Here is a 14,244-nt window from a genome sequence, read left to right as displayed (position 1 = left end):
TGTTGCAGAATATATAAGTAATGTAATTTTGCCTGCTAATGGAATTAGCAGCAATTTTTACTGTAGTTGTGCAGTAAAAATAACCAAATCAATGATAACAAGGATGTTGTTATGACGCTTTCTTTGTACATTCGTGCAGCTCTCACACCAAAGACATTTTTACCAATACTGGGTTCAATCAGTGCTGGTATGCTTCTAATGACCATGCAAACCACTTCTGCTCAAGCTGCAGGACAATACTATAATTGTGCCAATGCTAACGGTTGCAAGTTGGTGGACAGTAAATACTTCACTTCTAGTTACACTAAAACTCAATATCCAGTCGTCTTAGCACACGGGCTTGGCGGCTTCACAACGCTATTCGGAGTCATTGATTATTTTAATGGGATACCGGAAGACTTGATGAAAGGTGGATCAGAGGTATATACCACCAAAACGTCAGCGGTCAATAACAGCGAAGTTCGAGGTGAGCAACTGCTACAACAGGTCAAGACCATTGCTGCTATTTCAGGTGAGTCCAAAGTCAACTTATTTGGACACAGTCAGGGCGGTATAGATATCCGTTATGTCGCTGGCGTCGCGCCAAAGTACGTGGCTTCAGTAACTGCGGTATCAAGCCCAGAGCAAGGATCAAAAACCGCTGATTTTGTGAAAAATGTCCTTGAGCCAAACAATACTTCTGGAGAGCCATCTAATGTCACCACCCAGCTAGTATCAGGTGTGTTTAATCTGATTGGTGGCTTTACAGATATTGGTTCTGGTATCAGTTTCAATCAAATTCAACAACAAGACGGCTGGCAAGCGCTCGTGGCTCTATCGACCGATGGTGCTGCTAAGTTCAATGCCAAATTTCCTGCAGCAATGCCCAAAAACTACTGTGGTCAACCGACTAGTACGGCGGTCAATGGCATCAAATACTATTCGTTTAGTGGCGTTGGGCAAATAACGAGCGCACTTGATCCTAGCGATTATCTATTGGCCGCGACGGGCGTACCGTTTGCAGGTGAGTCTAATGATGGATTGGTATCTGCTTGCTCAAGTCGTCTTGGCTATGTGATTCGTGATAATTATAGAATGAACCATTTGGATTCCGCTGATCAAGTCTTGGGTCTGACGGCATGGGGAGAGTCTGAGCCAAAATCTATCTATCGTACTCAGGTAAACCGTCTGAAAAACGCCAACCTATAAGCTGAACTACAAAACAAGAATGTTCATTGATTGAGAAATATCGTTTATGTCAAATAACCGCCGTCCAGCCTATGCAACAATTGCTATCATCGCCGTGGTTATCCTTGCCACAGCGGCGGTTATTTTGTGGTTCAAGCCTAGTAACGATGTAAGTTCAACTTCAATCAAATCGTCCGTCTCCGATAATGAGACTAGCGAGTCAGTGACAACTGAGCTGGCTGCGGGACAAGTCGTGAAAGCGACAACGACACCCAGCCAGTCTCAATTTGTCACAGGATTAGAAAATTTACCACGCTCATTAAAGGGCACCCAAATTGATGGTGAAATCATCATCGATGAAAATAAACAGTTGGTCGTCACTGAAGGTCTGCGGCGTTTGTTTGATTATTTTCTATCAGCCCTAGGTGAGGAAGAGGAAGCGGTTATATTTGCCCGTGTGGAAAGTTATATTCGCCATCACACACCAGAGCCTGCCGCTAGCCAAGCGGTCACTATCTTTAATCAATATGTTGCTTATCTTAAAGCACTTCCTGAGATAGAAAAGCGCTATGGTAATCTGCAATTACAGGCAACAAAAAGTGGTGAGCTGGACTTGAATGCAGTTACCCAGCAAAAAAAAGACATCGCTAATTTACGTCAGCAGCATTTTGATAAGCCAACCATCACAGCATTTTTTGGCGCAGAGGATGATTACGATAATTATAGTGTAGAGATGGTCAGAATTGACCAAAATAAGCAGATGTCTGATGCACAGAAACAAGCTGCCCGTCAGGACTATATCAGTCGATTGCCAGAGAATGCTACTAAAAGCAATATCATGCAACAAGCCAATATTAGCGAATTGATGACTCGTACTGAACAGATGAAAGCTCGCGGTGCAACGGCCGAGGAGTTATATAATATGCGCCGAGAGTTAGTAGGCGCGCCGGCAGCAGAAAGGCTGGCACAAGTAGATCAAGAAGACACCAATTTTGATCAACGCTTCACCCATTATGAAACTCAAAAAAATCGCTTATTAAGTCAAGGTGTCGATGCCGCCCAAGCGCAAATTCAGATAAATCAGCTTGAACAGCAACTATTTAATGACACTGAGCGTAAGCGTCTGGATGGTTATGCAGCATTGCAACGTCAGCAAGCTGTGAATAATCCCTAATGACCGTCAATAATTACTGTCACTAGCTACCGTCAATAACCATCGTTGATCCGGATGGATATAGTTAGCAGCTCACTTAGCTACTGGCAAGAGCAAGTAGCTATATATTTGCAAAGTAGTACAAAATGCATTCCGAATAACTACCCAGTTTATGATGACACCTCCCTGTGAGTCATGCACAATATTGCCATTGTTTAGAGCATTAAATAAAACAATAAATGAATCATAATAAATCTGAGCTTTTACTATGTTTATTAGCGCTTACCGCCTGTCTATTAGCGCTGATCACTCATGCAGATAGGATATCTAGTAAAAGTATCGGGTGTAATAAAGCGAGGAGTTGAAATGAAGAACATGACTAAAGTAATGATGGCCGCGACATTGGCAGTTGGTACACTTGCTGCGGGTTGCCAGACGACGAATTTGCCTGCACCAGTTAACCAACCAATCACTGCAGATGTCTTGCAAGCGCATAACTGGCAACTCGTTGATGCCAAACGCAGCAATGGCGATAAAATAACGCAGCTGTTCTTTGACCCAGCTAAGCCGTTAACGTTAAATTTCATGAATGATAACGGTAGAGATTACATGGCATTTATGAATACCTGTAATAACATGGGTGCTGGATATAGCGTTGCAAATGGTGAAGTCGAGATTAAAAACGGCATCAGTACTATGATGGCATGTCCTGAACCGCAAGCTAGCTTTGACACTGCTGCATTAGCTACTGTAAAAGGTAAATATAGCCTTAGTAAGAATGCCAACAATGTGCCTATCTTGACCATTAAAAATAATGATCAAGTCGCTTATTTTAAGGCCGTTACGAAGTAGCTTAATGATTGAGTAAACAGTTTGACTGGTTCGTGAACTTAAGCAATTAGAGTTACTTGGCTGAAGTTACTCATTTAAAGCTACTCTTCTTAAAACGCAAAATGCCTCGCTATCAAGTGGGGCATTTTTTTATCCAAAATTTAGTCCAGTTTAGGTTACACTAGAGTAATGTTTCTGTAATATCTTTGATTTTTTAAATTGATGGTGATGGCTCTGAATTTATGTCGATAACGATCGCTTTTTTAGATATTTATAAGACTTTTATCATCAAGCTCTGTTGGATGTGACGCTATGCTGAAAACTGCCACGAATAAAACAACCATATGTAAAGGGAGTCTATCTAAATCAAGCATAGATAGGCTAATGATAAAAGCACCTATTGCCATCGGCGTATTTGCTGTGCTTACCGGCTGCCAGACATTACCTAATACCTCAGTAAAAAAGCCAATCAGTACAGTTGAGACCAGTCCGCTGACTGCACGTATGCCAGTGATTGATCGCCAAGGATATATTGCCTATATAGAAGAGCAGGGCGTAGGTACGGCGAAAGTATCGACACTCTATAGTATTCGTCCTGACGGTAGCGATCGTCAGCTCATCGATCAGCTTAATGGCTATATCTATGCGCCAGCATGGTCGACAGACGGACAGCTGCTTGCCTATAGCAAACAAGCCCCGCGTGAGCATCCCAAAATTTATATTTATGATCGTAGCAGCAATACGCGCAACCTAGTGGTAAATGCTGAAGGCAGCAATATGTCAGCGTCATTTTCACCTGATGGTCAAGATTTGCTTTATAGCTCTACTGTCGGTGGTAATGCTGATATCTATAAAATGCGTCTGAGTGATGGCAATACCCAGCAGTTAACGACCCTGCCGAGTACAGAGGTACAGCCAAGTTATGCTGCTGATGGCAAGAGCTTTGTCTATACCAGTGATAAAGTCCGTGCTGGACGACCGCGAATTTATCGTTATGACTTCGCTACGGGCAATGCGACACCTGTATCAACAAATGGGTATGTGGCTAGTCCTCAGCTTAGCTTAGATGGTCAGCGTATGGCCTACTTAAATGGTCGCAAGGCGGCTGTCATGACCTTGACGACTGGGCAAGTGGTCAACTTGGCAGAAACAGGGCTTGATGAGCCCGCACGTCTATCTCCCTCTGGCAGTTATGCCATCTATCCAACTCGCCGCTTGAGTGTGGGCGGGCAAGTAGCAGGGCAAAGTAGTGGTAGTCTAGTAATCCATTCGCTGTCAGGCAATATCAGCTATGCCATTAGCGGTCAAAATGGTGGAGTCGTACGCTCACCGATATGGGGTCGTTAGAGAAGTATGTCTTATGCCGTGATATGTATATAAACTCATTTGTAAAACAACATAAGTTTATAAATATTAAGTGAAGAGCCTTAGCTTTTGTAGTAGGTTATTACAAATAGAAGATTAGGTTCACAAAGGGAGAACCCGCGTAATGCAAGAGGCTTTTTTCGTGTTTATCACTAAAATAAGTTTATATCCAACGATTGTTTTCACCGGTCTTGTGATGTTCGTTACTCTATATTGGGTAGTATCTTTACTCGGCATGGCAGATATGGACAGCGTGGATGCTGTAGAGACAGGTAGTGATGCTGCTGTCTCTGATTTATCATCGACCGGTTTTTTTACAGGCCTCATGCTGAAGTTTGGCCTCTACGGTGTGCCTCTAGTCATTATATTAAGCTTAGTTAGTTTAATCGGTTGGTTATTGAGCTATTTGTATACCAGTTTCTTACATCAAAATTTTGACTCTGGTGTTCTGTATTACGTATTTGGCACAGGGGCACTAATATTTGTATTGGTCGTTTCTATGTGGCTAACAGGCATGATCATTTCACCCATCCGCAGAAACATTGCCAGAATCCCCAAACGTAATTCTGCTAATAATGTAGGCAAAATCGCGATTGTGCGCACACTTAGTGTGACGGACAAGCACGGTGAGGCAGAATTGAATGATGGCGGTGCAGGTTTGATACTCAAGGTTCGTTCAGACAACAGTACTAGCTTACTGAAAAAGGGCGATAGAGTGATGTTGGTCGCGTATTTAGAAGAAACAAATACCTATCAAGTCGCTCCTGTTGAAGATAAATAATTATAAATCGTTTAGTCGATACGACTTTCTATCATCGCTTTTAGCATAGAGTAAACTCGAAAATAAGATAAGCCTTGATAAATAATAAACAGCCACTGAGCTAAAAAACTTCTATTTTTTACATCATACGAACGGTTTTAAATTTAGTTATTGTTGGTTCAACTAGTTCAGGTATGAGAAAGGCAAGTGAGACTGCTACATAGAGTAGTTGAGCAAGCCGGACCGAACATCTGAAGGATATAGAACTGACTATAGAATGTTTCAATTAAAGGAATAAACATGGACATACTCATTATCGTCGGCGTGGTTGTGGTGCTGGCGTTTGTTTTCATTATGGCAGCACTGTTGATGCTCAAAGCCTTTTACTTCAAGGTTGAGCAGGGCAAAGCACTAATTATCAACGGTGTGAGCAAAATAGCCGTACGTTTTGATGGTGGCTTTGTTTGGCCAGTTATTAATAAAAAAGAGCTGATGAGAATCTCGCTCATCACGTTAGAAGTTGATAGACGCGGTAAAGAAGGACTGATTTGCGCCGATAACATGCGTGCTGATATCACAGTTGCATTTTATCTACGTGTCAATGAAACCGAAGAAGATGTATTAAAAGTTGCCAAATCGGTTGGGGTTGAGAGAGCTTCAGATAAAGTCGCTGTTAATGAGCTGTTTAATGCCAAGTTTTCAGAAGCGCTAAAAACAGTTGGTAAGCAAATAGATTTCGTTAAATTGTTTGAAAACCGCAGCGAGTTTCGTGACAGTATCGTTCAAGAAATCGGTAACGATCTAAACGGCTATGTCTTAGAAGATGTCGCAATCGATTATCTAGAGCAAACACCGAAAGTGTCGTTGGACTCAAGTAATATCCTAGATGCTGAAGGTATCAAAAAGATTACTCAACTAACGGCTTTTCAAAACGTTATTACCAATGAGCTTGAGCGTGATGAAGAGCTAGCGGTTAAGAAAAAGAACGTTGAAACCAGAGAGGCGATGCTAGAGCTTGAGCGTCAACAAGCCGATGCTGAAGCTAAGCAAAAACGTGAAATATCGTCAGTGATTGCCCGTGAAACGGCTGAAACTCGTAAGATTGAAGAAGAAGAGCGTAAGAAGTCAGAAACAGCCGTCATCATGGTTGAGCAGGACTTAGCGATTCAGCGAGAGAATCAGCAACGTGAAATTGAAGTAGCAGGTCAAAATCGTCTGCGTGCAGTTGTCATCGAAGAAGAGAAGGTTACGCGTGCCCGTGACTTAGAAATCGTCTCTCGTGAGCGTGAAGTTGACTTGCAACGCATCGAGGCTGAACGTGCGATTGAACTTGAGAAAAAAGAAATCGCCAATGTTATCCGCGAGCGTATTGCGGTCGACAAAACAGTGGCGCAAGAAGAAGAGCGTATCAAAGAAGTTCGCGAAGTTAGTGAGGCTGAGCGCTCTAAGCAAACACGCGTGCTAGCAGCAGAAGCGGATGCTGAAGAAATCAAAGTACGTCAGGTGAAAAAAGCCGAAGCCGAAGAGCTGTCAGCCAAGCATAAAGCCGTTGAAATCACTACGCTTGCTACGGCTAACCTTGAAGCCTCTGCCAAAGAGTCAGAAGCCAAAATCAGAATGGCTGAAGGTATTAAAGCCGAAGAGTCTGCACATGGCTTTGCTGAAGCTGCTATTCAAGAAGCCAAGTCGGTCTCTATGGAAAAAGAAGGCATTGCTAGAGCCAATATTATTAAAGCGACTGGACAAGCTGAAGCTCAGTCAGAGCGTGAAAAAGGTATGGCAGATGCTGAGGTTATCGCGGCTCGCGGTGAATCTAAGGCAAAAGCTGAGCGTGACATCGGTATGGTCGATGCAGAGATTATTGCTGCTCGTGGTCAATCTACTGCCAAGGCTGAACGTGAAAAAGGTATGGCAGATGCTGAAATCATCGCAGCTCGCGGTGAGTCTAATGCCAAAGCAGAACGCGAAGTTGGACTGGCAAAAGCCGAAGTCACTCGCGCACATTTCCAAGCCGAAGCAGATGGTCTGGTCGAGAAATTCAATGCAATGGGTAGCATGAATAAAGAAGCACGTGAGCACGAAGAGTTCCGCATGAGTCTTGAGACAGCCTTGCAAGAAGCACTGGCATCGATCGACGCAGGTAAAGAGATTGCGAAAGAAAACGCTGAAGTATTGGCAGTAGCACTACAAAAAGCCAAAATCGATATTGTTGGCGGCGAAGCGCATTTCTTTGATAACTTTGCTAAGTCACTATCTATCGGCAAAGCCATCGATGGCCTAGCGGGCAAGTCAGATACGTTGAGTGGTATTATCAATGGCGTAATGGCCAGTCAAGCTATGAAAGCAACCAAGCAAAATGATGATAAAACGACTTATTAATAGGGTCTAAATGCATAGTCTTAATGAGCAAATATTAGTGAGCAAGTTTTTATCTAACAGTATGAATAAGTAATATTCTCTGAAATAAAAAATCTGTCGTTTAGGCGGCAGATTTTTTTGGCTAACTCAGGGTGATTCAGAACGACGAATCATGATGAGTTGGCTAATCTAAAAAAATAGCAGTGACCACTCGTTTTTTTAAATTAGCCAAGTGCTTCTTTACTTTCAATGATTCTTTATTGCCCAAAATTCTCTTATAGTGGATTCAGTTTAAAAGAGATACAAGGCAACCGAGTGCAGATGTAACTGTGATACTTCAAGCGAGGTTAACGCTGTAGCTCTTTTATAAAGGATTGACTATATTACGTAAAAACAGAAACGGACGAGCAACGATGGCGGACACGCAAAACTCAACAAATCCAGACAGCAACGATAACGCTAATCAAGCCAACCAAACCGATCAGGCAGTTGCTTCAGGCAATGCTTATGAGCTCATCAAAAAACGTCTGACGGAACAAGGCGGTCGTTTAGAGCAGCAGACGCAGACGCTCAATAATGCGCGTCTCGAAGAGTTTGGTAGCACCCAAATGCAAGTCATCGCCCGTACCCGTATTCGTACCGAGTACAACTGTGTGGCACAAGACATGGTGCAGGTCGGCGATTATTTGCTGTTTGGCTACAACGTTTTTATGGGGCTCAAACGCGCGAGCAATATCAAGGATGTATTGTCGTTATATCGTCTGAACGAGCCAGCTGGTAATGAAGAAGAGTATCAGCTCGAAGAGGTCGATTTAAAAGGAACGTTTTTAGATCAAGATGCCTTTGTTCAAGATTTCAATGAGTTGTATCGATATTACAAGCAAACGCGCCTGATTCAAATAACGGTGAAAGACAGCAAACTGCTATTGGCGTTTCAGATTGGTGAGCGCATCACTGATATTCGAGTGTTCCGTTTCGCGTTAGATTTTAGCCAAGGCACACCAGAGTCGGCGCAAGTCGCTTATGTGGACAATCGAGGCGAGCGTGACATTGAATTGCCGCCTGCTTATGATTTTGACTGGATTGAGACCACACGCGATCAAATGGTGAATGGTAAATATCCCCATATGAATATCTTAGACACGATATTTGTGGAAACGGTCGGCGGAGATCTGACCATTAAAATTGAGGACAACACCCAATCAGGGAATGGCATCTATAGCGAGCCTGTCAATGATCGTACCCAATCGCTGACCGATGCTGAAATTGCTTATGCCAAAGTCGGCAGCTTAATCCTCCTCAAAATATTACCGTACCGCGAGGACAGTTATCGTTATTTCGTTTATAACACGTTGACTGAAGCGGTGCTGCGTTTGGATGCGATTGGTCAGTCCTGTGTGCAGTTGCCCGAAGATCACGGCATTATATTTCCGGGTGGTTATTATCTACAAACGGGCGAGTATAAGCTGTTCGATGCCAATAGTGTCGGTGCCAAGAACTTAAAGTTTAAGCGCAAGATTATCTCGACCAATGGCGAAGATGTTTTATTTTTATTTTATGACAGAGAGCTGGGTATCACGGGGCTGTTTCCTTATAACCTGATCAAAAAACAACTGGCGAATCCGATTTACTGTAATGGTATGGCGTTGGCAGACAACGGTCGCTTGGTACTGTTCAGTGACCAAAGTGAGCCGTCGCGCATTCACCCGATGCAGATATGGCACACCCCTTACGCCTCGCCTGAGTATGTGAGCGAATTGCCTGAGAGTACCAGTTTCTATGGCAAAATTGGTAATAAAGAGCTGGTGCGCGGCATCTCTGATCTTTATAGCATTACTCGTCTTATTGACAACCAGAGCGTGTCGCAAAAGCTCTATGAAGAGTTGTCGGACAATACCAGTAGATTGTTTGATAGTTACTACTGGCTGTCTGAGCCTGAGCTGACCGATGTCGCCAGTAGTATTAAAGAAGTGACAGCGACCGCTGAGCTGGTCATTGATGAATTTGCCAAAGTTCAAAGTATCCAAAAGCAAACGCAAACCGCGCTCGCGGATGCCGAATCTCAGCAAAATGAGATTTTGCGGCAGATACGCGTCACAACGTTTGAGTCTGCCAGTGATTATGTCGACCAGCTGTCGGCATTAAGACGACAAAAAGGTCGCTTGGTCAGCTTAGAAGATTTGCGTTATTTAGACAGTGATAAATTAAAAGTGTTGCAAAAGCAGCTAGAAGAAGCAGAAAGCGAGCTTGCGGAAAAAACCGTACTGTTTTTAAGTGGTGATAAAGCGCTATCAAGCTACGAAGGAATATTGGTCGATGTCAGTGAGCGCTTAAACACGGCGGAGACCAATGCTGAACTAAAGCCAGTGTTAGATAAAATTGATGACACGGCGCAAGGGTTAGACTTGTTGACCGAGCTGCTCGGTACGTTGGACGTTGCCGATGCCACGGTACGTACGCAAATCATCGATGACATCTCGACTATTTATGCTAGCCTCAACCAGAGCAAAGCCAAGCTCAATCATAAACGCAAAAACTTAGGATCGGCAGAAGCGGTCGCGCAATTTGGCGCGCAGTTTAAGCTATTTGGTCAATCGATTGCCAATGCTTTATCGATTGCCAATACCCCTGAAAAATCAGATGAGCAAATGGCAAAGCTACTCGTACAGTTAGAGGAATTAGAAAGCCAGTTCGCCGATCCAGAGACCAATAGTGGTGATCAGTTCTTAGCCGACATCATCAGCAAGCGTGAAGAGATTTACGAAACCTTTGAAAATCATAAGCAGCAACTGCTCGATGCCCGCAATCGCAAAGCGCAAAACCTAGGCGATGGGGCGCTGCGGATGCTTGAGAGTATCAAGAAGCGCACGCAAAGCACAGGCGTCACGGGCTTTACCGAAGAAGAAGCGCTTAATACGTACTTTGCCGCCGATGGTCTAGTGCAAAAAGTCCGCAACATCGCAAAAGAGCTACAAGCAATGGGCTTTAGCGTCAAAGCTGATGACATTGATGCGCGCCTAAAAGCCATTCAAATCGAGAGTTATAAAAGCCTAAAAGACAAATCCGACTTGTTTGAAGATGGCGGTCAGATCATCAAGCTGGGCAAGCACCGCTTTTCAGTCAATACGCAGCCATTGGATTTAACCTTGCTTAGTCGCCAGCAGTCGGATGGCAAGCGTGTGCTCAATTTGCATCTGACGGGTACCGACTATTATGAAGCGCTTAACAACGCTGAATTAAATGCCTTGCGTCCGTATTGGGAGATGAATATTGCCTCCGAGTCCAACAAGGTATACCGCGCCGAGTACTTGGCCTATAGCATTATCGAGAGCGCCAAAAACAGTCAAGACGGTCTGACAGAGACCCGCCTCTACCAAGCATACGACGAAACCGTCATCACGTTAGATATCAACGGTGATATCGATAATGACAGTCCGTTGGCAAAATTGGTCAAAGCCTACGCGACCCCGCGTTATCAGCTTGGCTATGACAAGGGCATTCATGACCATGATGCCACGCTACTATTGATGCAAATACTGCCGACGTTACGTGAGGCCGGGCTACTGATTTATACCCCGCAAGTACGTGCATTAGCACAACTGTTCTATTGGCAGTTAAATATCGTACAAGCGCTGGGTTTAGATAGCCTGCGTCAATTTGGCTATGACAATTGGTTGAATGAATCAGTACTGACCCGCGCGAGCAACTGGACAGATAGAGCCGCTACCGCCGAGCAGCTACGCCGTGCCCTCGGCAGTGACACTGCCAAATCCTTACTGGTCGAGGACATGAGCCAAGTGATGCACCGTTTTGTCGCGGCCTATCGTGACGAACGTATGGGCAATAATAATGGTACTAAGCAGCCGTCAGACGCTGTATTGGAGTCAGAGCCAGATTCAACTACTAGCGATGTTCATAACACCAATATCTTTAAACTCAGCTATGTACAGCTTGCCTGCGAATACTTAGTCAGCGTCATGGGGCAATCAGCAGAGCCAAATGCTGTCGCATATAACACAATAAACTGGCAAACCAGCAAGCAAGCCGAGCAATTATGCGAGCAGCTAAGCAAAACGCTGAGTCGCTCGCCCGTCAGTACGCAAAGTAATGCCAGTTTTGCGCAGCTACAGTCCTCAATCGGTAAGCTCGGTTTCCAACCCAAATCAGCCTATGAGCTATTAGCCACATGGTTTCATGCACTGCTTGATAAGACTTACGGTAATAGTGAGTCGGCTAACGCAGCAGATGATGGCACGGATGAGGCAGGCGAGGCGCTGAGTGAAGCGCAGTTGGCTGAACGTCAAGAAAAAGAGGCACTACGCCAGCAGCAACTAGAGAGTGGTCGTCATTATGTGCCCGAAGCGATTGCTGTTTTAATTACTCAACTAAACGATGTGCAGCGTGAAGCCTTGGTACAACGCCTGATTGACTCAGGTGCGAGTTTTGATAAAGGCGGCGCGAATAAAGGTACAACTGATGCCACCTCCACTTTGTCGTTCTCCTCACCTTCAATGTCATCATCAACGTCACTGACCAGTATCAACAATCCGCTCAATCAAGTGCAAAGCTTTGCGCGTCACACAGGCAAGGTGTCGCTTGAAATACAAGTTAACGGTTTATTAGGTGAGCATTCGCGTATTCATCAGCAGAGCTTAACCTTTGCCGTTGATGATTTTTTGAATCGTTTGCATCATCATGATACCCAAGTGATCCCTGCCTATAGACGCTATCTGGCCATGCGCTCAGAGATATTACACGAGTCAAAAGAAACCTTGCGACTGGACGAATTTATGCCGCGTCCCTTGTCCTCATTCGTGCGTAACCGTCTGATTAATGAGAGCTATCTGCCGCTCATTGGTGATAACCTTGCCAAACAGATGGGCACAGTCGGCGAGGATAAGCGGACGGATTTGATGGGTATTCTCATGATGATATCGCCACCAGGGTATGGTAAAACCACCTTGATGGAGTATGTGGCCAATCGCCTCGGCCTGATCTTTATGAAGATTAACTGTCCGTCACTCGGTCATGACGTCACCTCATTAGATCCAGAAAAAGCCCCCAATGCCACAGCAAGAGAAGAGCTGAATAAAATAAATTTAGCCTTCGAGATGGGTAATAACGTCATGCTATATCTTGATGATATTCAACATACGCACGCGGAATTTTTGCAGAAATTCATCTCACTCGGCGATGGCACGCGCCGTATTGATGGCGTCTGGCAAGGTAAGACCAAAACCTATGACATGCGCGGCAAAAAGTTCTGCGTGGTCATGGCGGGTAACCCGTACACAGAAAGCGGCGAAGCCTTTAAAGTGCCTGACATGCTCGCCAACCGTGCCGATATCTACAACTTAGGCGATATTATGAGCGGTATGGAAGATATCTTTGCGCTCAGTTATATCGAAAACTCCCTGACTTCTAATAGTGTCCTCGCACCACTGGCAAATCGCGATTTAAGCGATGTGCATCGCTTGATCAAAATGGCAAAAACGGATAATGCCAACCTTGCGCAAGCGCAAAGCAGCGATCTGACCTATCCATATAGCACCTCAGAGATTAATGAGATTGTCGCGATCTTGCGTCATATGTTTGCCGTGCAAGCAGTCATTTTGGACGTCAACCAAGCCTATATCGCCTCCGCCTCGCAAGATGATAAGTATCGCGTTGAGCCGATATTTAAGCTACAAGGCAGTTATCGTAATATGAATAAGATGACCGAAAAGCTGTCGGCGGTCATGAATGAGAGTGAGCTAAACCAGCTGATAGACGATCACTATCTGGGCGAGTCGCAGCTATTGACCCAAGGCGCAGAAAGCAACTTGCTCAAGCTTGGCGAGATGCGCGGCACTTTAACCGATGCAGAAAAAGAACGTTGGGCGCAAATCAAAGCCGACTTCTTACGCAACAAAGCCATGGGCGGCGAGGATGGCGATACGGGCGCGCGCATCGTCGCGCAGTTGGTCGACTTGGCGAGTGGCTTCAATGCCATCAGTCGTCAGTTTGAGACGTACTTAACCAAAAACGATCCAGAGCAAATCGCCCGCTTGCGAGAAGCAGAGCGCCAAGCTCAGTTAGAGACTCAGATTGAAGCGCAGCTAGCCTCACAAAAAATCCTCGCCGATAGCGTAATCAATAATGCCAAAGTCGTCAGCGATAGCATCGATAATGGCTTTGAGAAAAGCGTGAGCCAATTGCTACAAATATATAAGCATGACCACAAAGCCGAGGGCGAGTACCTTAAGCAAAACCAAGACGTGCAAAAAGCACTGATGGTGCAGCTGGTCGATGCCGTGGAGCAGCTGGCACACAATATGGCGGATAGTTTGTCTCGTAGCTTAGCCGAAAGCCTGATTAAGAACGATGATAGTAAAACCGTAGAGAATGATGCGCCTGACATACATGAGCAGACCACACTAATGGCGAACGCCCTCAAGCAAGCACTAGCACCACTGACGATGCGCATGGATGAGAAGTTAGCGATTGATAGTAGTACTGATCAATCTGGCAAGCTAATCGTCAACAGTCTCAATCGCCTCAATAAAATATTTGACGATTATGACTAGTCACTGTGACTAATAGCAATGATACGTAGTAGGCTATAGTGACA

At 44.7% G+C, this 14,244-nt stretch carries 7 protein-coding genes; all 7 read left to right on the top strand.

Features of this window, described 5'->3' with window-relative positions; translation table 11 throughout:
* The first annotated feature begins 111 nt into the window (after window positions 1–111).
* The 7 genes from ACQKC9_RS12395 (at window position 112) to ACQKC9_RS12365 (ending at window position 14,200) form a co-directional block, all read left to right on the top strand.
* On the top strand, window positions 112–1,188 hold the full coding sequence (locus ACQKC9_RS12395; protein WP_427622026.1) for an esterase/lipase family protein: 1,077 nt from the start codon (window positions 112–114) through the stop codon (window positions 1,186–1,188).
* A 46-nt stretch (window positions 1,189–1,234) separates the two neighbouring features.
* A complete protein-coding gene (locus tag ACQKC9_RS12390; protein ID WP_427622025.1) occupies window positions 1,235–2,341 on the top strand; it encodes a lipase secretion chaperone in 1,107 nt (368 codons plus the stop codon).
* Window positions 2,342–2,686: 345 nt separating this feature from the next.
* Window positions 2,687–3,172 (top strand): META domain-containing protein, encoded by a 486-nt coding sequence (locus tag ACQKC9_RS12385; RefSeq protein WP_427622023.1) that lies wholly within the window; start codon window positions 2,687–2,689, stop codon window positions 3,170–3,172.
* Window positions 3,173–3,535: 363 nt separating this feature from the next.
* Window positions 3,536–4,498: a Xaa-Pro aminopeptidase gene (locus ACQKC9_RS12380; RefSeq protein WP_427622022.1), complete on the top strand. Its 963-nt coding sequence runs from the start codon at window positions 3,536–3,538 to the stop codon at window positions 4,496–4,498.
* Window positions 4,499–4,640: 142 nt separating this feature from the next.
* Entirely contained in the window at window positions 4,641–5,297 is a 657-nt protein-coding gene (locus ACQKC9_RS12375; RefSeq protein WP_427622021.1) for a hypothetical protein, read from the top strand.
* 279 nt (window positions 5,298–5,576) lie between these two features.
* Complete coding sequence (locus ACQKC9_RS12370; RefSeq protein ID WP_427612415.1) at window positions 5,577–7,655, top strand: hypothetical protein; 2,079 nt, start codon at window positions 5,577–5,579, stop codon at window positions 7,653–7,655.
* Between the two features lie 392 nt (window positions 7,656–8,047).
* Window positions 8,048–14,200 carry a DNA repair ATPase gene (locus ACQKC9_RS12365; protein WP_427622020.1) on the top strand — a complete coding sequence of 2,051 codons (6,153 nt, stop codon included), beginning with the start codon at window positions 8,048–8,050 and terminating at the stop codon, window positions 14,198–14,200.
* Window positions 14,201–14,244: the final 44 nt, after the last annotated feature.

Source organism: Psychrobacter sp. NPDC078409 (assembly GCF_050268505.1).
Classification (GTDB): Bacteria; Pseudomonadota; Gammaproteobacteria; order Pseudomonadales; family Moraxellaceae; genus Psychrobacter.
Note: the sequence above shows the minus strand (reverse complement) of the source record. Positions and strands in the feature narration are given on the sequence as shown.

Excerpts from the sequence above, each read along its gene's own strand:
- ACQKC9_RS12395 (WP_427622026.1), top strand. The coding sequence starts at position 112 with ATGACGCTTTCTTTGTACATTCGTGCAGCTCTCACACCAAAGACATTT.
- ACQKC9_RS12390 (WP_427622025.1), top strand. The coding sequence starts at position 1,235 with ATGTCAAATAACCGCCGTCCAGCCTATGCAACAATTGCTATCATCGCC.
- ACQKC9_RS12385 (WP_427622023.1), top strand. The coding sequence starts at position 2,687 with ATGAAGAACATGACTAAAGTAATGATGGCCGCGACATTGGCAGTTGGT.
- ACQKC9_RS12380 (WP_427622022.1), top strand. The coding sequence starts at position 3,536 with ATGATAAAAGCACCTATTGCCATCGGCGTATTTGCTGTGCTTACCGGC.
- ACQKC9_RS12375 (WP_427622021.1), top strand. The coding sequence starts at position 4,641 with ATGCAAGAGGCTTTTTTCGTGTTTATCACTAAAATAAGTTTATATCCA.
- ACQKC9_RS12370 (WP_427612415.1), top strand. The coding sequence starts at position 5,577 with ATGGACATACTCATTATCGTCGGCGTGGTTGTGGTGCTGGCGTTTGTT.
- ACQKC9_RS12365 (WP_427622020.1), top strand. The coding sequence starts at position 8,048 with ATGGCGGACACGCAAAACTCAACAAATCCAGACAGCAACGATAACGCT.